The sequence below is a fragment of the Rathayibacter sp. AY1C9 genome, assembly GCF_002932315.1.
In the GTDB taxonomy this organism is placed as follows: Bacteria; Actinomycetota; Actinomycetes; order Actinomycetales; family Microbacteriaceae; genus Rathayibacter.
Genome location: NZ_PSVZ01000008.1, coordinates 23829 through 48462 on the forward strand (window position 1 = coordinate 23829; position 24634 = coordinate 48462).

Genomic DNA, 24634 nt, shown 5'->3' on the forward strand with positions numbered 1-24634 from the left:
GTCAGCCGGTCTGCGCGGGGAGGTCGTCGGGCTCGGCGTTGTCGAGGACGCGGCCGTTCTGGTCGCCGACGCTCAGGACGGTCGTCGGGCGGAGGTTGAGGGTGTCGCCGCCGTAGAGGCTGTCGATGTCGACGCCGTCGCGGCGCACTGAGTTCAGCGCGGAGAGGAAGTCGGAGCTGATGCAGAACCGGTCCGCGATCCGCTCGCTGATGTCGCCCGCTGCCACCAGATAGGAGGCCGGGGCGCCGTCGGAGGCGGTGCTCGCCGTCCCGGTCGCGCCGACGCGGGTGCCGCGGTCGCGCACGCGCTCGAGGTCGACGCCGTCGAGCGTCCCCTCGTCGAGCGCCTGGACGACGCACTCGCCCGAGACGTCCTCGACGGGTGCGGGAGTGGTCGAGACGCTCGGCACCGGCCGCGGCGTGGACTCGGCTCCGGCGGCGGGCGGTGCGGTGGAGGCGGTCGGCTCGGCGGGTGGGGCGGCGGGGCTCGTCGCCTCCGCCGTGCAGCCGGCGAGCAGGACCACGGCGGAGAGGGCGATCACGAGGCGCTGCGTCGTCCGGACCATTCCGCGACTCTAACCCGGCACCCGGGCGGCCGGGCGCCACCGCGCCCAGCGGGCTGCGGGCGATCCGGTCGAGGCCGCTGGACCCGGCCGACGCGCAGGCCCGAGGCGGGGCGCGGGGTGGCCCCTGGACGGCGCGCCCCCGATTGACCTCCCCCGTCGATCGCACCCATGCCGAGCACCTGTTGGACACGCGGCCCGAACCGGAGTCGACTGGGACCATGCAGTACACGCACCTCGGCCGCACCGGCCTGTCCGTCTCCCGCACCGTCCTCGGCACCATGAACTTCGGCATGCAGACCGAGGAGTCCGACTCGTTCGCGATCATGGACCGCGCGCACGAGCTCGGCGTCAATTTCTTCGACACGGCCAACGTGTACGGAGGCGAGGCCGGCCGCGGCGCCACCGAGGAGATCGTGGGCCGCTGGTTCGCGCAGGGCGGCGAGCGCCGCGAGCGCACCGTCCTCGCGACCAAGGTCTTCGGCGACATGGGCGAGTTCGCCGCTCCCGGAGCCGAGCGCGGCCGCGACTCCTGGCCCAACGGCGGCCGTCTCTCGGCGCTCACCCTGCGCCGCGCGCTCGACGAGAGCCTCCGCCGCCTGCAGACGGACCACATCGACCTCTACCAGTTCCACCACGTCGACCGGACGACTCCCTGGGACGAGATCTGGCAGGCGATGGAGGTCGCCGTCCAGCAGGGCAAGGTCCTCTACGTCGGCTCCAGCAACTTCGCCGGCTGGCACCTCGCCCAGGCGCAGGAGGCGGCGCGCGCCCGCCACTTCACCGGCCTCGCCTCCGAGCAGTCGATCTACAACCTGCTCGTCCGCGACGTCGAGCGCGAGGTCCTGCCCGCCGCGCTGCACTACGGGCTCGGCGTCATCCCCTGGTCGCCGCTGCAGGGCGGACTGCTGGGCGGCGTGCTCGAGAAGACCGCGGAGGGCGGGCGCCGCTCCTCCGAGCGCACCCTCGCCGCGATCGAGGAGCACCGTCCCGCGCTCGAGCAGTGGGAGGCGTTCGCCCGCGAGCGCTGCGAGGCGCCCGGCGAGCTGGCGCTGGCGTGGCTCCTCCACCAGCCCGCCGTCACCGGTCCGATCACCGGGCCGCGAACGCTCGAGCAGCTCGAGAGCGCCGTCGCCGCCGTCGACATCACCCTCGACTCGGAGGCCCTCGCGCGCCTCGACGAGATCTTCCCCGGCCACCGGACCGCCCCCGAGGACTACGCCTGGTGACCACCCACCCCACTGCGAAGGAGCATTCATGAAGCAGCGCACTCTCGGCGACGTCCAGGTCGGCGCGATCGGACTCGGCGGCATGCCGATGTCGATCGAGGGCCGCCCGGACCTCGAGCGCTCGATCGCCACGATCCACGCCGCCCTCGACGCCGGCGTGACCCTGATCGACACGGCCGACGCCTACCACCTCGCCACCCAGGACGACCTCGGCCACAACGAGCTGCTGATCGCGGAGGCGCTGCGCAGCTACGGCGGCGACACCTCCGCCGTGCTCGTCGCCACCAAGGGCGGCCACCTGCGGCGCGAGCCCGGCCCCTGGGACCAGGATGGCCGCCCCGAGTACCTCAAGGAGGCGGCCCGCGCGTCCGCGAAGCGCCTCGGCGTCGACGCGATCGGCCTCTACCAGTACCACCGGCCCGACCCGGCGGTCCCCTACGCCGACTCGATCGGAGCGCTGGCCGAGCTGCTCGACGAGGGCGTCGTCCTCCGCGCGGGCATCTCGAACGCCGACCCGGACCAGATCCGCGAGGCGCACGGCATCCTCGGCGAGCGCCTGGTCTCGGTGCAGAACCAGTTCTCGCCGTCGTTCCGCTCCAGCGAGCCGGAGCTCGAGCTCTGCGCCGAGCTGAAACTGGCGTTCCTGCCGTGGAGCCCGCTCGGCGGCATCTCCTCGGCGGGCGAGCTCGGCTCGCGCTACTCCGCGTTCGCGGCGGTCGCCGAGGCCCGCGGCGTGACGCCGCAGGTCGTCTGCCTCGCCTGGGAGCTGGCGAAGGCCCCGGTCGCGCTGCCGATCCCGGGCGCCTCCCGCCCCGAGAGCATCCGCGACTCCGCCACGGCGGCCGACCTGGAGCTCACGCCCGAGGAGTTGGCCTCGCTCGACTGAGCCCGTTCATGACGGAGGAGGGATCCGGTCGAGGCACCGGTCCGACGCGCATCGCGGGATCTCGGCGCTGGTCCCTCCTCCGTTGCGAGCACGATCCGGCTCAGACCGCGTCCTGCAGCGGCTGCGGGAGGGCCGAGACGAACGCGCGGGCCGCGGCGCTCGGACGTTCCGGCACCGCCACCATCGTCCGCCACACCAGGAGCGGATCGGCGAGCGCCACCGCCCGCAGCCCGGCCGGGCGCTTCTCGGCGAAGTGCGCCGGCACGACCGCGATCCCCATGCCGTACTCGACCAGGTCGAGCAGCGTGTGCACGTCGTTCACCTCGAGCTCGACCTCGAACGCGAGGCCGTGCGCCGCGAACGCCCGCGCCGCGAGGTGACTCGCCGCCCAGTGCTCCTGCAGCCCCACGATCGTCTCGCCCGCCAGGTCCGGGATGCGGCAGCCGACGCGGCTCGCGAGCGGGTGACCCGGGCGCACGAGCACCGCGAAGCCCTCGCTCGCCAGCGGCATCGTCCGCACGCCGCCCGGCACGGCTCCGATGTCGGCGACCAGCGCCAGGTCGAGGCGGCCGGCGGCGACGGAGTCGAGCAGCGTGCCGGACCCCTCGTGGATCAGCCGGAGCGCGACTCCCGGGTGCTGCTCGCGGAAGGTCGCGAGCTCGCGCGGCAGGTGCACGCCGCCGAGGCACTCCTCCGTGCCGACCGCGAGGCTCCCGCGGAGCACCCCCTGCACGGCGAGCACCGCGTCGCGGGCGGCGAGCGCGCTGGCGACCGAGCGCTCCGACTCCGCGAGCATCGCCCGACCGGCCGGCGTCAGCTCGACCCGGCGCGTGCTGCGGGTGAAGAGGGGGCTGCCCAGCTCGCTCTCGAGCGCGCGGATCGACGCCGAGAGGCCCGACTGCGAGATCTGCAGGGCGCTCGCGGCGCGGGTGAAGTGCTGCTCCTTCGCGACGGCGAGGAAGTGTTCGAGCTGACGCAGTTCCATGGGTCCATCCTCGTCGCGCGGGCGGAGGAGCGGGGACCGGACCCGGCACTCCCCAGCGGCCGCTCGGCCGCCGGGTGCGGACTCGGCCGTCGGGTACGGCGGCCGCCGTCGCGAGAGCCGGCCCGGCTCAGGCGTCGGCGGACGAGATCGCGAGGACGATCGCCGTCAGCGTCGCCCGCAGGCGCTCGAGCGACGCGGGCTCCGACTCGTCCTCGAGGATCGACTGCTTGACCGCGTCGTCGTAGCCCGCCACCAGCAGGCGCACGGCGGTCGTGGGCTCGAGGGAGAACTCGCGGCGCACCTGGCGCAGCGCCCCGTGCACGATCTGCACGAGCGAGGCGTCGAAGCCGGCGCGGAAGTCGCGGTACTGCGGAGCGATCCGCGGGTCGCGGAGCGCGAGCAGCTCGAACTCCGACTCGACCACGCACCAGCGGCGGTTGTCGGTGGCAGGACCCTGGAGGAAGTCGAGGATGACCACGGCCAGCGTCTCGGCCGTCAGCGGCTCGTCGGCCGAGACGACGCGCGGGATCGTGCGGTCCATCTGCTCGACGAGGGCGGTCACCCGGGCGCCGTTCTCCCGCTCCATGAGCGCGAAGAACAGCTCCTCCTTGCTGGAGAAGTTGGAGTAGAAGGCGCCGCGCGAGAACCCGGCGCGCTCGCAGATCTGCTCGACGGACGCGCTGTGCACGCCGGTCTCGGCGAAGACGTCGTAGGCCGCGTCGAGCAGGCGCTCGCGGGTGCGGCCTCGGCGGGAGGTCTCGGGAGGGGTGGAGTCGATCGCCGTCATCACCAGCCTCCTGCCCGCCCTGTCAACACCTTCGACGCCGTTCACCTTATCCGATACATTCACGTATCGAATACGGTCCTGTATCGGATACGCTCGTGTATCGGAGCCCGGCTCCGCCCTGGTACAGAGACGTATCGCCACCCTCCCCACCATCGTCAGGAGACCGCGTGTCGTCGCTGCTCTACCGTCTCGGTCGTCGCGTGTACCGCGCCCACCGCCTCGTCGCCGTCCTGTGGCTGCTGATCGTGGTGGCGGGCGGAGGAGGAGCGCTGCTGCTCAACCAGGGCACCGACAACACGTTCTCCATCCCGGGCACGCAGTCGCAGACCGCCCTCGACCAGCTCGAGCGCACCTTCCCCCAGGTCAGCGGCACGTCCGCGCGGTACGTGGTCGTCGCGCCCGACGGAGGCAGCGTCCAGGACGCCGACGTGAAGGGCCCCGTCAGCGACGCGGTCGCCGCGCTCGGCGACGTCGACGAGGTCGCGGCCGTCACGGACCCCTACTCCGACAGCGTGTCCGGCACGATCTCCGACGCCGGGAACGCCCTCGTCATCACCGCGCAGATGGACGGCTCCGCCACCACCACGAGCCCCGAGAGCCGCGACGCGCTGAAGGCCGAGGCGACGACCCTCCAGGACGCGCTGCCCGCCGGCTCCGTGGTCTCGCTCGGCGGCGACCTCTTCGCCCAGAACCTCCCCGGCGTGACCATCACGGAGGCGATCGGCCTCGTGGTCGCCCTCGTCGTCCTCGTGCTCACCTTCGGCTCGTTCCTGGCCGCCGGCATGCCGCTGATCACCGCACTGCTCGGCGTCGCCCTCTCGATGTCGGCAATCTTCATCGCCACCCGCTTCGCCTCGATCTCCTCGACCACGCCGCTCCTGGCGCTGATGCTGGGCCTGGCGGTCGGCATCGACTACGCCCTCTTCATCATCAGCCGCCACCAGGACCAGCTGAAGCAGGGCATGGACCCGGAGGAGTCGACCGCGCGGGCGACCGCGACCGCGGGCTCCGCCGTCGTCTTCGCGGGCCTGACCGTGATCATCGCGCTCGTCGGCCTCTCGGTCGCGGGCATCCCGTTCCTCACCACGATGGGCGTCGCAGCGGCGGGCGGAGTCGCGATCGCCGTGGTCATCGCGCTCACCCTGACCCCCGCCCTCCTCGGCTTCGCCGGCGCGCGGCTGCGCCCGAAGGAGCGCCGCGCGAAGAAGAAGGCCGCGAAGGCCGCCGCCGCCGCGGGCACCCACGTCGACACCGAGGCGCACGAGGAGGCGGCGACCGCCTCCCCCGGCGGCCACGTGCACGCCGAGGTCCCGCGCGGGTTCTTCCGCGGCTGGGTCCGGGTCGTCACGCGCTTCCCGATCGTGACGATCATCGCGGTGATCGGCGTGCTCGGCGTCGCGAGCATCCCGGCGCTCAGCCTCCGCCTCGCCCTGCCGGACGCCGGCTACCAGGCCGAGGGCACTCCCGCGCGCACCACCTACGACCTGCTCGCCGAGAACTTCGGCGCCGGCTACAACGGCCCGCTCATCGTCACCGGCACGATCATCGGCTCGACCGATCCGCTCGGCCTGATGGACGACCTCAAGGGCGAGATCGAGAAGCTCGACGGAGTCGCCTCGGTGCCGCTCGCGACGCCCAACGAGACCGCCGACACCGGCATCATCCAGGTCATCCCCGAGGGCGGCCCCGACTCCGAGGCCACCAAGGCGCTGGTCGCCGAGATCCGCGACAAGCACGACTACTTCCAGCAGGAGTACGGCGTCGACCTCGCGGTGACCGGCCAGACCGCGGTCGGGATCGACATCTCGGACACGCTCGCCAAGGCCCTGCTGCCGTTCGGCCTGCTCGTCGTGGGCCTGTCGCTGGTGCTGCTGACGATGGTGTTCCGCTCGCTCTGGGTGCCGATCAAGGCGACGCTGGGCTACCTGCTGTCGGTCGGCGCGTCCTTCGGCGCCGTGGCGGCGGTGTTCGAGTGGGGATGGTTCTCGGACGCTCTGCACGTCGACAAGACGGGCCCGATCATCAGCTTCATGCCGATCATCCTGATGGGCGTGCTCTTCGGCCTCGCTATGGACTACGAGGTGTTCCTGGTCTCGCGGATGCGCGAGGACTACGTGCACGGGAGGCCGGCGCGCGCCGCTGTCGAGTCGGGCTTCGTCGGCTCGGCCAAGGTGGTCACGGCCGCCGCGGTCATCATGTTCTCGGTCTTCGCCGCCTTCGTGCCGGAGGGGGACACCAACATCAAGCCGATCGCGCTCGGGCTCGCCGTGGGCGTCTTCGTCGACGCGTTCATCGTGCGGATGACGCTGGTGCCCGCCGTGCTGCACCTGCTCGGCGACCGCGCCTGGCACATGCCGCGCTGGCTCGACCGCATCCTCCCGTCCTTCGACGTCGAGGGCGAGGGCCTCACGAAGGAGCTCGCGCTGGCCGACTGGCCGGAGCCCGGATCCACGGACGTGATCGCGGCCGAGGACCTCCGCCTCGACGGACCCGACGGTCCCGTCTACAGCGGCGTCTCGCTGCGGGTCGCTCCCGGCTCCTCCCTCGTGGTCCACGGGCCGCACCGCTCCGGCCGCACCGCGCTGCTGCTGAGCATCGCCGGTCGGCTCGCCCCCGACTCCGGGCGCCTGAAGGTCGCGGGCCTGGTCGTGCCGATCCGCTCCGCCGCCGTGCGCGGCCGGGTCGGGCTGGTGCGCCTCGCCGGAGCCGCCGACCCCGTCGCCGACGTCCGGTCGGCCCTGGAGTCGGCTCCGCCGATCCTGGTGCTCGACGACCTCGACACGGTCACCGACCCGCAGCTGCGCGGCGCGATCCGGGCCGAGCTCGACGCCGCCCGCGCCGCCGACGACGCGTTCACCGTGGTCGCCTCCTCCGTCGACGCCGAGGCGCTCGACGACCTCCTCCCCTCCGACCGCGGCGTGCTCGCGGTCTCGCCCGCGGCCGAGCGCCGCGCGATCGCAAAGGTCCTCTGACAGATGGCTCTCCTCTCCCTCGAACGCCCCCGCGGCGTCAAGAAGGTGTCCTGGCTGACCCTTCTCGGGATCGTCCTGGTCCCCCTCGTCATCGGCGGCCTCCTGGTGTGGGCGCTGTGGAACCCGACCGAGCGACTCGACACGATCACGGCCGCCGTGGTCAACGAGGACACCCCGGTCGAGATCAACGGGCAGACCGTGCCGCTCGGGCGCCAGCTCGCGGCCGGCCTGGTGACGGGCGGCACCGACTCCGCGAGCTCGGACGCCCCCTCCTCCACCCCCTCGGCGAGCGCGACGCCGTCCGCGAGCACGACCCCGGTGCCCAACGTCTCCGGCTCGGACTCGACGGGCAACTTCACCTGGGTCCTCACGGACAAGGACGACGCCGCGAAGGGCCTCGCCGACGGCAGCTACGCGACCGTCGTGACGATCCCCTCCTCCTTCTCCGCCGCCGCCACCTCGTACTCGGGCGACGCCGCGGAGGCGACGAAGGCGACCATCGACATCGCCACCAGCGAGAAGGCCAAGCTCGTCGACGACGCCATCTCGGCCACGGTGACCAGCACCGCCACCTCCCTGCTCAACACGCAGCTGACCACGGCCTACCTCGAGAACGTCTACGTCGGCTTCAACACCCTCAACGAGCAGATCGGCCAGGCGGCCGAGGGCGCGGGCACGCTCGCCGACGGCGCCGACCAGCTCGGCACCGGCGCCTCCACCATCGCCGACGGCACCAGCAGCCTCGCCGACGGGATCGACGAGCTCGCCACCGGCGCCTCCTCGCTCTCGGACGGCGTCGGGCAGATCGGCACCGGAGCCTCGTCCCTCGCCGACGGCGTGGGACAGCTGGGCACCGGAGCCTCCGATCTGTCCGGCGGAGTCGCGCAGCTGGCCACCGGTGCGCGCGGCCTCTCCGGCGGAGTGGGACAGCTCGCGACGGGCGCCCGCGACTCGGCGACCGGGGCGACCGCGCTGCAGGGCGGCGCCTCCGACCTGGCCGACGGGCTCGACCAGCTGAGGGAGGGAGTGGTGAGGACCGGCGACGGGACCCAGCAGGTCGCCGCCCTCAGCGCCGGCGCCGCCGCCGCGACTGCGGGGACCTTCGAGGCGCTCAGCGCCGCGCTCGAGGGCTGCGAGACGACGCAGTGCCTCGCCGCGCGCGCCGTCATCGCCTCGGCGGACGGACCCACCGGCGCGACCACCCTCGCCACGACGACCGCGGGAGCCGTCGCCGGGATCGACGCGGGCATCCGCCTCGGCGGCGACGGGCAGCCCTCGCTGATCGACGCGGTCGGGCAGTCCGCCACCGGCGCGCGCACTCTCTCGGGGGGCATCGGACAGCTGTCCGGCGGCCTGACGCAGCTCGCCGACGGCGCGGACGACGCCGCGGGCGGAGCGTCCCAGCTCGCCGACGGCCTCGACACCACGGCGGCCGGGTCCGCGCAGCTCGCGACCGGCGCCACCACCGCCGCGGCCGGTGCCCGCGACCTCGCGACCGGCGCGACCACCGCCGCGGGCGGTGCCGCCGACCTCGCCACGGGAGCCTCCTCCGCCGCCGACGGAGCCGACCAGCTCGCCGACGGAGCGAGCGGGGTCTCGGACGGCGCCGTGCAGCTCGCCGACGGCACCCGCACGCTCGCGACCGGCCTCGACGCCGCCGTCGCGCAGCTCCCGACCTACACCGAGTCGGAGTCGACGAACCTCGCCGACGTCGTCTCGGACCCGGTCGAGAACGCGAGCAGCGCGACCGACCTGTTCGGAGCCTCCAGCGTCCCGTTCTTCGCGACGCTCGCCCTCTGGCTGGGCGCCCTCGCGACGTTCCTGGTGCTCGCGGCGTTCTCGCACCGTGCACTCTCCTCGACCCGCTCCTCCGCGGCGCTCGCCCTCTCCTCCTACGTGCCGGCGCTCGTGATCGGCGTGGTGCAGGGACTCGCGGTCGCGATCGTGATGAGCGGGGTCGCGGGCTTGGAGCCGGGCCGCTGGGTCGGCTTCGCCCTTCTTTCGATGCTCACCGGCGCCTCGTTCGCCGCGGTGAACCAGGGGCTGGTCGCCCTGCTCGGAGGGATCGGCCGCTTCCTCGCGATGGTCGCGGCGGTGATCGCGCTCGGCGCGGGCATCATCTCGACGGTCCCCGGGCTGTTCGACGACGTGCTCGGGTTCCTGCCGCTCTCGGCGGCGCAGAACGCGCTGTCCGGAGTGGTCGAGGGCACCGACGGCACGGCCGGCGCCGTCGTCGGCCTGGTGATCTGGCTGCTGTTCGGCCTGCTGCTCACCGTCGCCGCGATCGCCCGACGCCGGGTCGTCTCGGTCCGCGCCCTGCACCGCACCGCGGAGGCGTAGGCCGCGCCTCGCGCCACTCCTCCCCCGAACCCGGGACGGGTGGCGCGAGGATCGCGCCACCGCCGCGCCTCTCCGGGCGACCGGCCCCGGCCGGGGCTAGCCTGACGCGATGGAGTCGGAACCGATGGCGATCCGGACGCGACGGGTGTACGGCCCATCGGTCCTGCGGCGCCTCCGCGCCCTCCTCCTGCGGCTCCTCGGCGCCGGCCTCGCGGCCGTGCTCATCCCGTTCGCCGTCCTCGCGGACCGCCGCGGGGTCCTCGACGAGTCGGTGCTCGCGCTCGGGCTCCTCGCCCTCACCGTCGTCATCGGACTGGCCTCGGCGGTCTCGCTCTTCGTCGTCTCCCCCACCAGCGTGATGACGACCGAGACGCAGGTCGTGCTGATGCGCGGCCGCCGCCGCCGCGAGCAGTGGCCCCGCCGGTCGGTCCGCTTCCTCGAGTCCGCCGACGGCGACGGCTTCGTCGCCTGGTGCCGCGGCGACGGAGTCGAGGTCCGCTGCGCGCATTTCCGCCCGGAGGACCTCGCAGCCCTGCTCGCCGACCTCGGCGCCGCCGCCCGCGTCCGCGACGCCCTGCCGCCCGCTCTGGCCGGGCCCGCCTCGGCCGTCCGCTTCCGGCCGCACCGCGCTCCGCTCCAGCGCCGGGCGGTCGCCCTGGTCGTCGTCGCCACGGAGGCGTTCGCCGCCGGCGTCCTGGCCGTCGCCCTCGCGGGATCCCCGTCGGGCGACCGCGCGCAGATCGCGCTGGGGGCGGTCGTCGTGGCGCTCTCCCTCCCGCTCGGGCTGGTCGCGGCGCGGCTGGCGCTGCGGCCCGGGCTGCCGGGCTCGATCGTGGTGTCGGAGTCGGCCATCCAGATCGACGGGCTGATCTTCCCGCTCGAGGCTCTGCGCTCGGTCGTCGCCTCGAGCCCGACGGGGAGCCATAGCCTCCGCCTGACCCTCACCGAGACGAACGGCCGCGTCACGGAGGTCCCCCTCGGGCTGCGGGTGCCGACGCTGCGGCGCGACCAGCTCTTCCCCGACTACCCGCTGCTGCTCGGCGTGCTGCGCGAGCGCACGGCGGGGCTGCTGCGGATCGAGGGCTGAGCCTCAGTCCTCGGCGCCGTCGGCGATGCGCTGGTGGTGGTGGATGACCTCGGCGACGATGAACCCGAGGAACTTCTCGGCGAACGCCGGGTCGAGGTGCGACTCCTCGGCGAGCGCCCGCAGCCGCGCGATCTGGCGGGCCTCGCGCTCGAGGTCCGCGGCGGGCAGCCCGTGCGCGGCCTTCAGCCGGCCGACCTTCTGCGTGAACTTGAAGCGCTCGGCGAGCAGGTGGATCAGCGCCGCGTCGATGTTGTCGATGCTCTGACGGATCTGCACGAGCTCGGCCCGCGCCAGGGACTCCTCGTGCGACGGCTCCTCGTGCGACAGCTCCTCGGTCATGCCCCGACCCTAACGGACCGCCCCCGGACACGACGACGGCCCCTGCCCGGAGTCCGGGAGGGGCCGTCCAGAGGGCCCGGTCAGTCGACCAGGTTGATCTGCACGGGGATGTTGCCGCGGGTGGCGTTGGAGTACGGGCAGAGCTGATGCGCCGCGTCGGCGACCTTCTGCGCGTCCTCGGAGCTCGCCTTCGGCACGTAGACGTCGAGCTCGACCGAGAGGCCGAAGCCGTCGGAGTCGTTCTTCCCGATCGAGACGCTGGCCGAGACGGCCGCGTCGGTCGTGTCGATCTTCAGCTGGCGACCGGCTCCGTGCAGGGCGCTGAGGAAGCAGGCGGAGTAGCCGGCCGCGAACAGCTGCTCGGGGTTGGTCCCCTCGCCGGAGCCGCCGAGCTCCTGCGGGGCGCGGGTGTCGAGGTCGAGACGGTCGTCCTCGGTGCGGACGTGGCCGTCGCGTCCTCCACCGGAGGCGTGGGCGATGGCGGTGTAGAGAGCATCCATCCCCCCATCCCACCACTCGGCCGCCGTGAGTCGGGTGAACGCGGGATGCACGTCCGTGCGTTCTCCCGGGAATCCCCCTCGGGAGCGCTCCGGGGAGCGTCAAGCCCCTCCCCCTCGGCGCCCTCCGGGTGTGCGGTGGAGGGACACCGACCCCGACCGGCGCGAGCCGGAGAACGGACACGAGCATGCGAGCACTCACCTGGCAGGGCATCGAGAAGGTCTCGGTCGAGACCGTCCCCGACCCCCGCATCCAGCAGCCGACCGACGCGATCGTCCGGATCACCTCGACCGCGATCTGCGGCTCCGACCTGCACCTCTACCGCCTCCTCGGGCCCTACATCGACCGCGGGGACGTGCTCGGCCACGAGCCCATGGGCGTCGTCGAGGAGGTGGGCTCCGGAGTCACCACCCTGAAGCCCGGCGACCGGGTCGTCGTGCCCTTCACCATCGCCTGCGGCGAGTGCTTCATGTGCCGCCGAGGGCTGCAGTCGCAGTGCGAGACGACGCAGGTCACCGAGTACGGCTCGGGAGCGGCGCTCTTCGGCTACACGAAGATGTACGGCCAGGTCCCCGGCGGGCAGGCCGAGCTGCTCCGCGTGCCGCTGGCCGACTACAACACGATCGTCGTCGGCACGGACCTGCCGGACGAGCGCTACCTCTTCCTCAGCGACATCGTGCCCACCGCCTGGCAGGGCGTGGAGTACGCGCAGGTGCCCGACGGCGGGACCCTGGTCGTCTTCGGACTCGGCCCTGTCGGCCAGTTCGCGGCGCGGATCGGCGCCCACCGCGGCTACCGCATCCTCGCCGTGGAGCCCGTCGCCGAGCGGCGCGCGATGGCCGAGCGGTACGGCGTGGAGACCTTCGACCTGTCCGACGACATCGCCGCGCAGCTGCGCGACCTCACGGACGGGCGCGGCCCCGACTCCGTCGTCGACGCGGTCGGCATGGAGGCGCACGGCTCGCCTGTCGGCTCGTTCGCGCAGTCGATGGCGGGGCTCCTGCCCGACCCGATCGCCCGCAAGGCGATGGACACGGTCGGCGTCGACCGCCTCGCCGCGGTGCACGCCTCCCTCGACCTGGTGCGCCGCGGCGGCACCGTCTCGCTGAGCGGGGTCTACGGCGGAGAGGCCGACCCGATGCCGCTGAAGTCGATGTTCGACAAGCAGGTGACGGTGCGGATGGGCCAGTGCAACGTGAAGCGCTGGATCGACGACCTGCTGCCGCTGGTGGAGGACTCCTCCGATCCGCTCGGCGTGATGGACCTCGTGACCCACCGGGCGCCGCTCGAGGACGCTCCGGCCCTCTACGAGACCTTCCAGAAGAAGGAGGACGGCTGCATCAAGGTCGTCCTGCACCCCTAGCCGGGGAACAGCGAAGGCGGCGCCCCCCGAGGGGAGCGCCGCCTTCGCGGTACTGCCGAGACCTACTTGAAGACGTCCTTGACGTCCTCGCCGGCCTTCTTGGCCGAGGCCGCGGCCTGGTCCTTCTGGCCTTCGGCCTTCAGGCTGTCGTCGTTCTTGTGGTCGCCCAGGGCTTCCTTCGCCTTGCCGGCGATGTCCTGAGCGGCGTTCTTGATCTTGTCATCGAGCCCCATGGTGGTGCCTCCTTCGCTGATCGTTGGCACGACCGTAGGACCGGGAACTGCCCGCTTCCTGGGAGCGGGAAGGGGCTTGCCCGGGCGCCCGCTGGACTGCGATGATTCGCGCCCTCGACCGGTGCCGGCCGGTCGAGGGCGCGGGATCAGGTCGCCGGGGTGGCGGACTCGGACGGAGCGGACTGCGAGGGCGCGTTCGTGGGCGTCTGCGACGATCCGTCGTCGGCGCTGGTGGGCACCGCGCTCCCCGACTGGTAGGGCGTCTGGGCGTCGCCGGTGCAGCCGGCCAGCAGGCCGATCGTCAGAGCGGAGGCGCCGAGCGCCCCGAGGACCCGTGCGGCGCTCACTTGCCCGTCACCGCGTCCTTGACGGCCCCCACTGCCTTCTCGACGATGTTCGGCTTCGGGTCGGTGCCGTAGAGGCGCTCGTCCGGCTGGGTGGGCGGGGGCATCGGGACGTTGCCGCCGGGCTCCGCGACGCGGTAGCTGAACTCTCCCTTGCCGTCCGGGGTCGGGCCCGAGGCCCAGCTGCCCTCGGAGGCCGCTGCTCCGTCCGAGAAGTTGATGTACTCGTACGACACGGAGCGCTCCTCCTTCGAGATCGGGAAGTTCGAGGGCACGGGCAGGTCCTCCCGGCCCTCCGCGCGCAGCTCGGCGGCCGCCGCTATCCACTGGTTCTGGTGCATGGTGTCGCGGGCCAGGAGGAACGACAGGAGGTCGCGCACGCCGTGGTCGTCGGTCATGTGGTAGAGCCGGGCGACCTGGAGCCGGCCCTGCATCTCCGCGTTCGCGTTGGCGGTGAAGTCGGCCAGCAGGTTGCCGCTGGCGGTGATGTAGGAGCCCTGCCACGGGTTGCCCATGCTGTCGACGGGGCGCGCGCCGGCGCCGGCCACGATGGCGTGCTGCACGTCGGAGCCGCCGATGACCGCCGCGAGCACGGGGTCCTTCTTCATCGCGTCCTCGGACTGCTCGACCGGGGCCTTCTCGAGCAGCTGGGCGATCATCACGGCGATCATCTCGACGTGGCCGAACTCCTCGGCGCCGATGCCGAAGAGCAGGTCCCGGTACTTGCCCGGGTCGTGGGCGTTCCAGGCCTGGAAGCCGTACTGCATCGCCACGGTGATCTCGCCGTACTGGCCGCCGAGCACCTCCTGGAAGCGGCGGGCGAAGACCGCGTCGGGCTTCGAGGGCGTGGACGTGAACTGGAGTTCCTGACGGTGGAAGAACATGACTGGTTGCCTTTCCGGGGTAGCCGGGCGGATCCGGGTGCGGACGTCCGATGTCTGTCCTCTCGACGGTAGGGAGCCCTGTTCGCGGGTCAGAAGGGGCTTGACGCGGTGGCGGAGCAGTCGATCCACGGGCTCTCGGGCCCCGCCCTCGTGGGCGCGGGATGGTAGCCCCATCGGGGGGTCAGCCGCTATGCCCTTCCCGGTACTCGAGGGCCCGAACAGACTGGCGACGCCGGCACGCATTCATTCCCCACTCGATCCTGGAAGGGACAGACGATGTCGAACATCGATCCCGCTTCACCTCCGTTCGGAGACGGCGCCGCGAACTTCGGCGCGACCGAGACCCCCATCGACAGCGGGGCGCACGTCGCCTCCACGGACACCTCCTCCGGCTCCTCCTCGGGCGGCACGGCCGACTCCGCGAAGGAGAAGGCGAGCGCCGCCGCGGGCACCGCCAAGGACCAGGCCGGCGCCGTCGCCGGCGACGCCAAGCAGGCCGCGAGCGAAGTGCTCTCGACCGGCAAGGACGAGGCCGCCAACGTGGTCCAGGAGGCCAAGGTCCAGGTCAAGGACCTCTACGACCAGAGCCGCACCCAGCTCACCGAGCAGGCCCACGCCCAGAAGGAGAACGCCGCCAAGGGCGCCCGCGCCTTCAGTGACGACCTGACCGCGCTGGCCAACGGCGAGGGCGGCAGCGACAACGCCGCCGCGAAGCTCGTCTCCCAGGCGGCCACCCGCGTGCAGGGTGTGGCCTCGTGGCTCGAGAACCGCGACCCGTCCGAGCTCCTCGACGACGTCCGCGCGTTCGCCCGCCGCCGCCCGGGTGCCTTCATCCTCATCGCCGCGGCGACGGGACTCGTCGGCGGGCGCCTCATCCGAGCCCTGACCGCCGAGGCGAAGGACGAGAAGGAGGCGACGAGCACCCGCACCGACGGGCCCGAGTTCGACGCCCCCGCCTCGACCACCGCGTACTCCGACGCCTCCGCGTACGACGCGCCCGTCGCGTCCGCCTACGGCACCGTCGGATCGAGCTCCCTCGAGCGCGACTACGCGCCGACCGAGCCCGTCGCCGACCCGCTCGACGGCGGCTTCCCGAACGGCGGCCGGCTGTGACCGACCCGACGGGCGTCCACCGCTCGACGGAGACGCCCGACCAGCGGGCCGGGTCGACGTCGCTGGGCGATCTGCTCGGCGAGGTCTCGCGCGACCTCTCCACCCTGATCCGCCAGGAGATGGCCCTCGCCAAGGCCGAGCTCAAGGAGTCCGCCGGCAAGGCGGGCAAGGGAGCGGGCCTCCTCGGCGGGGCGGGGTACGCCGCGCTGATGGCCGTGCTCTTCCTCTCGATCGCCCTCTGGTGGGGCCTGGGCACTCTGATCGGCAACGGCTGGTCCGGAGTGGTCGTGGCCGTCATCTGGGCGATCGTGGCCGCGATCCTCTACGCGGTGGGCCGCAAGAGCCTGAAGCAGGTCGACGGCGCTCCCGAGACGGTCGACTCCCTCAAGAAGATTCCCGACACCCTCAAGCCGAACGGGGCAGGACGATGACGTACGACGCAGGACAGAACAAGACACCCGAGGAGATCCGGGCGGACATCGAGCGCACGCGCCTCGAGCTGGGCGGGGACGTCGACGCGCTGGCCGAGAAGGTCAGCCCGTCCGCCATCGCGCAGCGTCAGACCGACAAGGTCAAGTCGGCCGTGGGCTCCGTCCGCGACCGCGTGATGGGCTCGGCGCACGACGCCTCCGACTCGCTCTCGAGCGGTGCGGGCTCGGCGAAGGCCAAGGCCGAGGGCAACCCGTTCGCCGTGGGGCTCATCGCCCTCGGCGCCGGACTCCTCGTCGCCTCGCTCATCCCCGCCTCCAGCAAGGAGAAGGAGGCGGCGAGCCGCGTCAAGGAGCAGGCCCAGCCGGTCGTCGACAAGGTGACCGACGCGGCCAAGGAGGCGGCGAGCGAGCTCCGCGAGCCCGCGCAGCAGGCGTTCGCCTCCGTCAAGGAGACCGCGACCGACGCCGCGCAGAACGTCAAGGAGGCGGGCACCTCCGCCACCGACGACGTGAAGGACTCGGCCCGCGAGGCCAAGCACGCCGTCCAGGAGGACGTGCAGCACTGATCCGTCGGCGCTGACAGGGCGGTGGGCCTCCGGGCCCGCCGCCCTTCGTCGTGCCGCCGGGAATACACCGCCGCCCGCGCTCCTTGCCCTCCGTATGCGATCGATCGTCTACTCCCGCACCGGTGACTCCTCCGTCCTCTCCCTCGTCGACCGGGATGAGCGGGCTCCGGGCTCCGGCGAGGTCCGCGTCCGCGTCCTGGCATCGGGCGTGAATCCGACCGACTGGAAGGCGCGCGCAGACGGCGACCTCGCGTTCGACGAGGTCGTGCCGAACCAGGACGGCGCCGGTGTCGTCGAGGCGCTCGGCGAGGGCGTCGAGGGCCTGGCCGTCGGCGACCGGGTCTGGATGTACCTCTCCGCGCACCGCCGCCCCACCGGCACCGCGCAGGAGTCGGCGGTGCTCGCCGCCGAGCACGTCGTGCGCCTGCCCGAGGGCGTCGGCACCGACGTCGCCGCGAGCCTCGGCGTCCCCGCGATGACCGCCCACCGCGCCCTCACCGTGCACGAGCACGGCCCCTCCCGCCTCGCCCCCGGCGCCCTCGCCGGCCGCACCGTCCTGGTCCAGGGCGGCGCCGGAGCCGTCGGGCACGCCGCGATCCAGCTCGCGGTCTGGGCCGGGGCGACCGTCATCGCGACGGTGAGCAGCGACTCCAAGGAGCGGCTCGCCCGTGCGGCCGGTGCGCAGCACGTGCTGCAGTACCCGGACGACGCCCTCGCCGACCGGATCCGCGAGCTCGCCCCCGAGGGCGTCCAGCACGTGGTCGAGGTCGCACCGGCTCAGAACGCCGCGCTCGACGTCGAGGTGCTCGCCAACCACGGCAGCATCGGGTACTACGCGAACAACAACGGCGACGAGTTCACCGTGCCGATCGTCGCGAGCTTCGCGAAGAACGCCCGCTGGCAGGGCCTGCTGCTCTACACCGTGGGCGAGGAGGCACTGCAGGCCGCGGCCGAGGACATCACCGCGGCGCTCGTCGACGGCGCGCTCCCGGTGGGCGAGGAGGCGGGCCTCCCGCTGACCTGGTTCCCGCTCGAGGAGACCGCGGCCGCCCACGACGCGGTCGAGCAGGGCGCGACGGGCAAGGTGCTCATCCGCGTCGCCGACTGACCGGGAGGGCTCGCCTCCGATCGACGACCGGCCGGATCATCCCCGGAGCGGGGGCGAGCCCGGGACGGTCGAGCGGTCGGCCAGGCCGGCCACGAGCTCGGCGAGCGCCTCCTCCGCCGTGCGGGTCGGCGCCCAGCCGAGCTCGGCGCGGGCGCGCTCGGTCGACATGACCGGGACGTTGCCCGCGATGTCGAGCCAGCCCGCGTCGGTGCGCTGCAGGCGCAGGTGCCAGGTCGCCGTGACGACGGAGCGGAGCAGCCCGAACGGCACCGTGACCAGGCGGGCGCCGAAGGCGTGCGCCAGCCGCTCCGGAGTGAGGACCGGCTCGGCCGCGATGTTGAAGGCCCCGCCGGCGCGCCGGTCGAGCGCGCGCCAGAAGGCGTCGGCCACGTCGTCGGCGTGCACGCCCTGGAAGACGATGCTCCTCGGCAGCGGAAGGACCGGGATCCGGACCGCCTTCAGCCACCGCGTCGGGTAGTGGGGTCCGGCGAAGAGCCCGGCGATCTCGGTCGCCGCTCCGCGCTGGAAGACGAGCCCCGGGCGCAGGCGTGTGACGACGATCTCGGGGTGCCGCTCCTCGAAGGCGTCGAGCTGCCGCTCGTTCGCGGCCTTGTGGCGGCTGTAGGTCGAGGTGTGCAGGCCGCCCGTGGGCCAGTCCTCGGTCACCCGGATCGACTTCGGCGCGGCGCTGTAGGCGCCCACTGACGAGGCGACGGCGACCTGGCCGACTCCCGCGGCGGCGACCGCCTCGAGCACGGCCGCAGTGCCTCCGACGTCGACCAGCCGCTGGAACGGCTCGTCGTGGCTGGGCTGCAGCGCCCAGGCGAGGTGGACGACGGCGTCGACGCCGGCGAAGGCCTCGCGGAGCCGCCGTGGGGCGACGCTCGACGCGAGGTCGATCTCGACCCAGCGCACGTCGCGGTACTCCTCCGAGCGGAGCCGAGGGGCCCGGCGGGCGATGCCCACGATCTCCTCCACCCCGGCCTCGCCGTGCAGGCGCCGCAGCAGGGCCGTCCCCAGGTTGCCGGTCGCCCCGACGATCGCGATCCGCATGGCGTCATCCCTCCGGGAGCGGCGCACGCCGGCCCCCTCCTCCGAGGCTAGGCAGGGGCGCCGCCGCGGAGGAGCCGCTTGACAGCGGGCACGACGGGACGCTCGGCGGGGACCGCCGGCGGCCGGCGGGGTGAACGCTCCTCCCCAGGGCGGATGCGGCCTAGACCACGGCGGGAGCGGGCGCATCCCCCCGCGCGGCCGGCCGCCGATCCCTAGCCTGGGACGATGCTGCCGACACCGCCCCGCCGCGCCCTCCCCGTGCGACACGAGGTCGAGGGCGTCACGCTGCGGACGGTCGACACCGGTCCGGCCGGAGCGGGCGCGGTGTTCGTCCTGATCCACGGGATCGGGATGTCGCACCACACCTTCTCGCCGCTCGCCGCCCGCCTGAAGCGGCACGGCCGGGTGATCGGCGTCGACCTCGCCGGCTTCGGCGCGAACGCGCGACCGCGGCGGAGGATCGGCCTCGAGGACCACGCGCGGCAGGTCGAGCAGGTCCTCCGCGGACTGGGCGTCTCGCGCGCGGTCGTCGTCGGGCACTCGATGGGGTCGCAGGTGGCGGTCGAGCTGGGGCTGCGCGCGCCCGGCCTGGTCGACGGCGCGGTGCTCATCGGGCCGGTGGTGGATCCGCAGCGGCCCGGAGCGGTCCGCCAGGGGCTCGCGCTGCTGCGGGACTGCCTCGGCGAGCCGGTGGGCGTCGACGCGATCCTGCTGGCCGACTACCTGCGCGGCGGCCTGCGCTGGTACCTGCGCCAGCTGCCCGAGATGCTGCGGCATCCGGTCCAGGTGCGCGTCGCCGAGCTGGAGGTGCCGGTCCTCGTCGCCCGCGGCCGCGACGATCCGATCGCCACCCGGGACTGGTGCGAGCGGCTCACGGCCCGCGCGCGCGAGGGGCGGCTCGTCGAGTTCGCCGGCTCGCGCCACGTCGTCCCCCGCACCGAGCCCGGAGCGCTCGCCCGCGAGATCCTCCGCTTCGCCGCTGCGCTCGGCGAGAGGCCCGCCGCCCCGCTGCCCCTCCGGTCGGAGCCAGCCGCATGAGCCGGCTCCGGCGCCTGGTGCGCGACGCCGTCTGGTGGATCCGCGACTACGCCTACGCCGTCGCCTGGCAGGTACGCGGCGTCCTCTCGCGCCGCGCCCCGGACGACTACCTCGATGGCGACCGGCGTCCCGTCGTGGTCCTCCCGGGGATCTGGGAGACCTGGTCCTTCCTCCGCCCGATCATCGATCCGCTGCACGAGCGCGGGCACCCTCTCCACGTGCTGACGAGCCTCGGCCGCAACGGCCGCCCGGTCGCCCGGACCGCGGAGGACGTGGCCGCCTACCTCGCCGAGCACGGGCTCCACGACGTGGTGATCGTCGCCCACAGCAAGGGCGGGCTGATCGGCAAGTACGTGATGACCGAGCTCGACCCGGACGGCCGGGTCGACCGGATGGTCGCCGTGGCGACTCCGTTCGGCGGCTCCCGCTACGCGCCCTACCTGGTCCTCCGGAGCCTGCGCGCCTTCTCTCCGCGCGACGCCACGACCCTGCTGCTGTCGAGCCGCTCCGGAGCGAACGCGCGGATCACGTCCGTGTTCGGCCTCTTCGACCCGCACATCCCGGAGGGCAGCATGCTCGAGGGCGCGGTCAACGTCCGGATCGAGACCGGCGGGCACTTCCGCATCCTGAGCGACCCCGAGACGCTCACCGCGGTCGTCACGGCGGTCTCGGCGGAGGAGCGCGCCGACGGAGAGGCGCCCTGACGGCGGAGGAACCCCTCCGTAGCAACCCGCGTCGCCGCGGCGGAACCCCCTGGCGCCTCCGGCCCGCGAGGCGGAGCGTGGAGCCATGCCCGCCTCCTCCACCGGCCCGACCGAGCTCCTCCTCGTCCGCCACGGCGAGAGCCTCGCCAACATCGCGGCGAGCGCCGCCGAGGCCTCGGGGGCGCACGAGATCGCCGTCGACCGCCGCGACCCCGACGTCGAGCTCTCCCCCGCCGGCGAGGAGCAGGCCCGCGCGCTCGGCCGCTGGCTGGCCGAGGAGGCGCGGCCCGCCTCCGCCTGGACGTCGCCCTACCGCCGCGCCTCCGCGACCGCGCGTCTCGCCCTCGGCGAGGCCGGCATCGACCTGCGGCTTCGCCCCGACGAGCGCCTGCGCGACCGCGACCTCGGCGTCACCGACCGCCTCACCTCCGCCGGCGTGCGGGCCCGGATGCCCGAGGAGGCGGCGCGGCGCGAGTGGCTCGGCAAGTTCTACTACCGGCCGCCGGGAGGCGAGGCCTGGACGGACCTCGCGCTCCGCGTCCGCGCCTTCGTCGACCACCTCGCCGTCGCCGCGCCTCCCGGGCCGGCGATCCTCTTCTGCCACGACGCGGTCGTCCTCGTCCTCCGCTACGTCCTCGAGGGCCTCTCCGAGCACGAGCTGCTCGACATCGGCGCTTCGACGCCCGTCGCCAACGGCTCCGTCACCCGTCTCGTCCGCGACGGCGACGCGTGGCGCCTCGAGCTCTTCAACCGCACGTCCCACCTCGAGCGCTCCGGCGCCCCCGTCACCCGGCACGACGACCGCGCGGACGGAGAAGGAGACCCTCATGAGTGACCTCGTCTCCCGCGCCCTGCTCGAGCAGCGCTGGCCCCTCCCGGAGCCCGGAGGCTCGAAGCACTCCCGCGGCGACGTGGTCGTCGTCGGCGGCGCCCGCAAGACGCCCGGCGCCGCGATCCTCGCGGGGATCGCCGCGCTGCGGACCGGCGCGGGTCGCATCACGCTCTGCGTCGCCGAGTCGGTCGCGTCGGCCACCGCGGTCGCGCTGCCGGAGTGCGGAGTGGTCCCGCTCGCGGAGACGCGCACCGGCTCCGTCTCGGGCCGCGGGCTCGACGTCCTGGCCGGCGAGCTCTCCTCCGCCGACGTCGCCCTGATCGGACCCGGCCTGGACGACCCGCGCGCGACCGCCGCGACCCTCCGTGCCCTCGCTCAGCTCCTCGACGACGTGCCGGCCGTGCACCTCGACGCCTTCCCGCTCGGGGTCCTGCCCGGGCAGCGCGGTATCGCGCGGAGGCTCGCGGGCCGGCTCCTGCTGACCCCGAACTCGGAGGAGGCGTCCCGCCTCCTCGGCGAGGAGGTCGACGACGTCGAGCGGGCCGCCCTCGCTGTCGCCGAGCGCTACGGCGCGGTGGTGAGCCTGTTCAACACGATCGCCTCGCCCGACGGCGACGCGGTGCGGATCGAGGGCGAGCACCCCGGGCTGGCCACCGCGGGCAGCGGCGACGTGCTCGCCGGAGCGACGGCGGGCCTGCGCGGGCGCGGCGTCGCTCCGATGGGCGCGGCCGCGTGGGGCGCGTTCCTGCACACGGAGGCTGACACGCGCCTCTCCGCACGGATCGGCCCGGCCGGGTACCTCGCGAGCGAGATCCCGGGGGAGTTCCCGCGCGTGCTGGCGGGCTGAGCGGGACGGGTGCGCTGAGGACGGCAGTCGTTCCGAGGCGGGCCGGCGGTGCGAGCGCCCCGGACCGAGCCGGCGGCGTGAGAGGCGGCGGTCACCGTGACCGCGGCGTCGACCTCAGTGCGCGACGTCGGCGACCGAGAACGCCACGCCCGGCGTGATCAGGATCGAGGTCTCGCGGGGCTCGCCCTCGCCCTGGTTCACCGTGATCCAGCGCGACGCGGAGCCGTCCAGGGCGCGGTCGATGCTCTCGCGCACCTCCGCGGCCGACGTCTCGCTCAGGCTGAACGGCGCTCCGCCGTAGATGATCTCGACGCGCTTCACAGCATGCTCTCCTCGCTCTGACGGGCGGTCCCGTGGGGCTCCTCGCTGATCCGCAGCCCGTGCGCCGTGTGCGAGTCGGCGAGCAGCTGGCGGATCCAGTCCGGGTTGATGTTCGGGGCACGGCCGCCGTGGTACTTGAAGCGCAGCGGGATGGCGGGGTGCAGCCAGATCGAGGTGCGTCCGTCGCCGACCGCCTGCGAGTCCTTCCACGAGAAGTAGAAGGACTCGTTGCGCGCGAGCTTCGAGCCGATCACGATCTGCAGGTGCGCCAGCAGACGGTCGTCGAAGTCGGCCTCGAGGGTCGAGTCGTAGATCAGTCGCCCCATCAGGCGGTTCTCCGTTCGGGAAGTCGCCCGTCCGCGAAGGGTCGGGCGGAGTCGTGAGTGTCGATCCTACCGGCGCCCCGGATGCTCACCAGGAGTCGTCCTCGCCGTGGAAGTGCGGGATCTCGGTGTCGACGGCGGAGAGGGGCCCGGCGCCGCCGTCCTCCTCGGCCACGGGGTGTGAGACGCCCAGGCGGGCCGTCTCGCGGGTGAAGCGCTCGACGAGCTCCTCGTCGAGCAGCTCCTCGGCTCCGTCGTCCTCGGACTCCGAGAACAGCTGGCTCGCCGGTCCGATCAGCAGCGCCGCCCGTCCGGGCCGGCCGGACTCCTGGCGGATCGGGATGTCGACCGTGATCGACCCCTTGGTGAGCGCCAGCGCCTCCGCGTAGGCCAGCAGCGACCGCGCGATGGCGGTACCCGTCAGCACGGAGCTGCCGGCGTAGTGGATGCGTTCCATGCCTCCTTCCTACTCCTCGGGCGGCCGCCCGGTCAGCGGTTGCGCGGTCGAGGGAGGGAGCGCTAGCGCCGCGTCGATCCGGCGGTCGAGCGCGTCGCGGACGGCCGGCCACTCGGCCGCGAGGATCGAGTGGACGGCCGTGTCGCGCCACGAGCCGTCGGCCCGCCGCTGGTCGTGGCGGAGCACCCCCTCGAACACGGCGCCGAGGCGGAGGATCGCGGCCCGCGAGCGCGCGTTCACCGCATCCGCCTGGAGCTTCACCCGCTCGTAGCCGCTGTCGAAGGCGAGCCCGAGCACCAGCCGCTTCGCCTCCGGGTTCACGACGGTGCCCCACGTCTCGGGCGCGTAGGCCGTCCAGCCGAGGTGGGCCGCCTCGCGCGTCTCGTCGAAGTCGGCCAGCGAGGTCGTGCCGACGACGCGCCCCTCCTGCAGCACAGCGAACGGCAGGCCCGTGCCCCAGGGGTAGTAGCGGTCGACGAAGGCGCGGAACTCCTCCGGGGTGCCGGGGAGGCCGGCGGGTCCTCCTCCGTAGCCGCCGGCGAACACCTCCGGACGCCCGATCGCCCGCCCGAGCGGCTCGACGTGCTCGGCGGCGAGCGGCTCGAGGACGATCGAGCGGCCGACGAGCGTGACGGGACCGGGGCGGCGGGGACTGCTCATGCGATCAGTGTGGGGCACCGTGCCAGCATGGCTCCATGAGCATCGCCGCGCTGTTCGAGTCCGCCGCCGCCGCCCTCATCGGCCTGCTCGCGCAGGTGCGGGAGGACCAGTGGGAGCAGCCGGGGCTCGGTGTCTGGGACGTCCGCGGCCTCGCGGGCCATGCGTCGCGAGCGGTGCTGACGGTCGAGGCGTACCTCCTCGCTCCGGAGCCGCCCGAGCCGACCATCGAGGACGCGCTCGACTACTACGCCGCGCTGGCCGGGAACGTCGCCGACCCCGCGGCGGTGGCGCGACGCGGGGTCGAGGCGGGGCTGCTGCTCGGCGACAGGCCGGCTCAGGCGCTGGCGGAGGCGGCGGGCCGCGCGGTCGAGCTGGTCGCCGCCCAGCGTCCCGGCCGCCTCGTCGCCGTGGGCGGCCACGCGATCGAGCTGGACGAGTACCTCCGGACCCGGCTGCTCGAGCTGGTCGTGCACACGCTCGACCTCTCGCGGGCCACCGGGATCCCGCACGTGCTGCCCGCCGAGGCCGTCGAGGCGTGCATCGCGCTGACCGGTGGGCTGGCCGCTCGAGCCGGACGCGGCGAGGAGCTCCTGCTCGCGCTGAGCGGGCGGGAGCCCCTCGCCGCGGGGTTCTCGGTGGTGTGAGGGCGCCGGCCCTCCGGCTGCGGGTTCT

General features: G+C 73.8%; 28 protein-coding genes. 15 read left to right on the forward strand and 13 right to left on the reverse strand.

Features of this window, described 5'->3' with window-relative positions:
* Position 1: 1 nt before the first annotated feature.
* Positions 2–565 (reverse strand): hypothetical protein, encoded by a 564-nt coding sequence (locus tag C5D09_RS07680; RefSeq protein WP_104269016.1) that lies wholly within the window; start codon positions 563–565, stop codon positions 2–4.
* A gap of 218 nt (positions 566–783) precedes the next feature.
* Between C5D09_RS07680 and C5D09_RS07685 the strand changes: the two genes are divergently transcribed.
* Positions 784–1791, forward strand: a complete 1008-nt coding sequence (locus C5D09_RS07685; RefSeq protein WP_104269017.1) for an aldo/keto reductase — start codon at positions 784–786, stop codon at positions 1789–1791.
* 28 nt (positions 1792–1819) lie between these two features.
* Positions 1820–2677 (forward strand): aldo/keto reductase, encoded by an 858-nt coding sequence (locus C5D09_RS07690; RefSeq protein ID WP_104269018.1) that lies wholly within the window; start codon positions 1820–1822, stop codon positions 2675–2677.
* A 100-nt stretch (positions 2678–2777) separates the two neighbouring features.
* On the opposite strand, the gene C5D09_RS07695 is transcribed toward C5D09_RS07690, so the two are convergent.
* On the reverse strand, positions 2778–3662 hold the full coding sequence (locus tag C5D09_RS07695) for a LysR family transcriptional regulator (protein WP_104222755.1): 885 nt from the start codon (positions 3660–3662) through the stop codon (positions 2778–2780).
* 127 nt (positions 3663–3789) lie between these two features.
* The gene (locus tag C5D09_RS07700) at positions 3790–4449 is read right to left on the reverse strand and encodes a TetR/AcrR family transcriptional regulator (RefSeq protein WP_104234269.1); all 660 of its coding nucleotides are present in this window, start codon (positions 4447–4449) and stop codon (positions 3790–3792) included.
* 167 nt (positions 4450–4616) lie between these two features.
* Between C5D09_RS07700 and C5D09_RS07705 the strand changes: the two genes are divergently transcribed.
* The 3 genes from C5D09_RS07705 to C5D09_RS07715 all read left to right on the forward strand — a co-directional run bounded on the left by C5D09_RS07705 (position 4617) and on the right by C5D09_RS07715 (position 10848).
* Complete coding sequence (locus tag C5D09_RS07705) at positions 4617–7421, forward strand: MMPL family transporter (RefSeq protein WP_104247473.1); 2805 nt, start codon at positions 4617–4619, stop codon at positions 7419–7421.
* Between the two features lie 3 nt (positions 7422–7424).
* Entirely contained in the window at positions 7425–9761 is a 2337-nt protein-coding gene (locus C5D09_RS07710; protein WP_104269020.1) for a YhgE/Pip domain-containing protein, read from the forward strand.
* 109 nt (positions 9762–9870) lie between these two features.
* Positions 9871–10848: a hypothetical protein gene (locus tag C5D09_RS07715; RefSeq protein ID WP_146085619.1), complete on the forward strand. Its 978-nt coding sequence runs from the start codon at positions 9871–9873 to the stop codon at positions 10846–10848.
* Between the two features lie 3 nt (positions 10849–10851).
* Here the strand turns inward: C5D09_RS07715 and C5D09_RS07720 are convergent, their stop codons facing one another.
* Together C5D09_RS07720 and C5D09_RS07725 are read right to left on the reverse strand one after the other, a co-directional pair.
* Complete coding sequence (locus C5D09_RS07720; protein WP_104222760.1) at positions 10852–11187, reverse strand: chorismate mutase; 336 nt, start codon at positions 11185–11187, stop codon at positions 10852–10854.
* An 80-nt stretch (positions 11188–11267) separates the two neighbouring features.
* A complete protein-coding gene (locus C5D09_RS07725; RefSeq protein WP_104222761.1) occupies positions 11268–11687 on the reverse strand; it encodes an organic hydroperoxide resistance protein in 420 nt (139 codons plus the stop codon).
* A 185-nt stretch (positions 11688–11872) separates the two neighbouring features.
* Between C5D09_RS07725 and C5D09_RS07730 the strand changes: the two genes are divergently transcribed.
* Entirely contained in the window at positions 11873–13048 is a 1176-nt protein-coding gene (locus C5D09_RS07730) for a zinc-dependent alcohol dehydrogenase (protein WP_104269022.1), read from the forward strand.
* 62 nt (positions 13049–13110) lie between these two features.
* Here the strand turns inward: C5D09_RS07730 and C5D09_RS07735 are convergent, their stop codons facing one another.
* From C5D09_RS07735 to C5D09_RS07745, 3 genes are all read right to left on the reverse strand, one after another.
* Positions 13111–13281, reverse strand: a complete 171-nt coding sequence (locus C5D09_RS07735; RefSeq protein WP_104222763.1) for a CsbD family protein — start codon at positions 13279–13281, stop codon at positions 13111–13113.
* Between the two features lie 146 nt (positions 13282–13427).
* On the reverse strand, positions 13428–13628 hold the full coding sequence (locus tag C5D09_RS07740; protein WP_104222764.1) for a hypothetical protein: 201 nt from the start codon (positions 13626–13628) through the stop codon (positions 13428–13430).
* Complete coding sequence (locus C5D09_RS07745) at positions 13625–14509, reverse strand: manganese catalase family protein (RefSeq protein ID WP_104222765.1); 885 nt, start codon at positions 14507–14509, stop codon at positions 13625–13627. Before C5D09_RS07745 ends, C5D09_RS07740 begins: the two co-directional genes overlap by 4 nt.
* Positions 14510–14785: 276 nt before the next feature.
* Here C5D09_RS07745 and C5D09_RS07750 point away from each other — a divergent pair, with 276 nt between their 5' ends.
* From C5D09_RS07750 to C5D09_RS07765, 4 genes are all read left to right on the forward strand, one after another.
* Positions 14786–15622, forward strand: coding sequence for a hypothetical protein (locus tag C5D09_RS07750; protein ID WP_104225698.1), 837 nt, complete (start codon positions 14786–14788; stop codon positions 15620–15622).
* A complete protein-coding gene (locus C5D09_RS07755) occupies positions 15619–16053 on the forward strand; it encodes a phage holin family protein (RefSeq protein ID WP_104222767.1) in 435 nt (144 codons plus the stop codon). The genes C5D09_RS07750 and C5D09_RS07755 overlap by 4 nt, the downstream gene beginning before the upstream one ends.
* On the forward strand, positions 16050–16619 hold the full coding sequence (locus C5D09_RS07760) for a DUF3618 domain-containing protein (RefSeq protein WP_104222768.1): 570 nt from the start codon (positions 16050–16052) through the stop codon (positions 16617–16619). The genes C5D09_RS07755 and C5D09_RS07760 overlap by 4 nt, the downstream gene beginning before the upstream one ends.
* Before the next feature lie 94 nt (positions 16620–16713).
* Positions 16714–17727 (forward strand): NADPH:quinone reductase, encoded by a 1014-nt coding sequence (locus tag C5D09_RS07765; protein ID WP_104269023.1) that lies wholly within the window; start codon positions 16714–16716, stop codon positions 17725–17727.
* A gap of 36 nt (positions 17728–17763) precedes the next feature.
* Here C5D09_RS07765 and C5D09_RS07770 read toward each other — a convergent pair whose 3' ends face one another.
* Positions 17764–18780, reverse strand: a complete 1017-nt coding sequence (locus C5D09_RS07770; RefSeq protein ID WP_104222770.1) for an NAD-dependent epimerase/dehydratase family protein — start codon at positions 18778–18780, stop codon at positions 17764–17766.
* Positions 18781–19005: 225 nt separating this feature from the next.
* Between C5D09_RS07770 and C5D09_RS07775 the strand changes: the two genes are divergently transcribed.
* From C5D09_RS07775 to C5D09_RS07790, 4 genes are all read left to right on the forward strand, one after another.
* Complete coding sequence (locus C5D09_RS07775) at positions 19006–19818, forward strand: alpha/beta fold hydrolase (protein ID WP_104269024.1); 813 nt, start codon at positions 19006–19008, stop codon at positions 19816–19818.
* Positions 19815–20522 (forward strand): triacylglycerol lipase, encoded by a 708-nt coding sequence (locus tag C5D09_RS07780; protein WP_104269025.1) that lies wholly within the window; start codon positions 19815–19817, stop codon positions 20520–20522. Before C5D09_RS07775 ends, C5D09_RS07780 begins: the two co-directional genes overlap by 4 nt.
* Positions 20523–20607: 85 nt before the next feature.
* A complete protein-coding gene (locus tag C5D09_RS07785; protein ID WP_104247480.1) occupies positions 20608–21357 on the forward strand; it encodes a histidine phosphatase family protein in 750 nt (249 codons plus the stop codon).
* A complete protein-coding gene (locus tag C5D09_RS07790; RefSeq protein WP_104269026.1) occupies positions 21350–22201 on the forward strand; it encodes an NAD(P)H-hydrate dehydratase in 852 nt (283 codons plus the stop codon). Before C5D09_RS07785 ends, C5D09_RS07790 begins: the two co-directional genes overlap by 8 nt.
* A 114-nt stretch (positions 22202–22315) precedes the next feature.
* Here the strand turns inward: C5D09_RS07790 and C5D09_RS07795 are convergent, their stop codons facing one another.
* The 4 genes from C5D09_RS07795 to C5D09_RS07810 all read right to left on the reverse strand — a co-directional run bounded on the left by C5D09_RS07795 (position 22316) and on the right by C5D09_RS07810 (position 23962).
* Positions 22316–22522 (reverse strand): hypothetical protein, encoded by a 207-nt coding sequence (locus tag C5D09_RS07795; protein ID WP_104222775.1) that lies wholly within the window; start codon positions 22520–22522, stop codon positions 22316–22318.
* Complete coding sequence (locus C5D09_RS07800) at positions 22519–22848, reverse strand: ATP-dependent DNA ligase (protein ID WP_104222776.1); 330 nt, start codon at positions 22846–22848, stop codon at positions 22519–22521. The genes C5D09_RS07795 and C5D09_RS07800 overlap by 4 nt, the downstream gene beginning before the upstream one ends.
* An 85-nt stretch (positions 22849–22933) precedes the next feature.
* Positions 22934–23302 (reverse strand): hypothetical protein, encoded by a 369-nt coding sequence (locus C5D09_RS07805; RefSeq protein WP_104222777.1) that lies wholly within the window; start codon positions 23300–23302, stop codon positions 22934–22936.
* A 9-nt stretch (positions 23303–23311) separates the two neighbouring features.
* Complete coding sequence (locus C5D09_RS07810; RefSeq protein WP_104258044.1) at positions 23312–23962, reverse strand: GNAT family N-acetyltransferase; 651 nt, start codon at positions 23960–23962, stop codon at positions 23312–23314.
* Between the two features lie 35 nt (positions 23963–23997).
* On the opposite strand from C5D09_RS07810, the gene C5D09_RS07815 reads away from it, so the two are divergent.
* Positions 23998–24606, forward strand: coding sequence for a maleylpyruvate isomerase N-terminal domain-containing protein (locus C5D09_RS07815; protein WP_104269027.1), 609 nt, complete (start codon positions 23998–24000; stop codon positions 24604–24606).
* Positions 24607–24634: the final 28 nt, after the last annotated feature.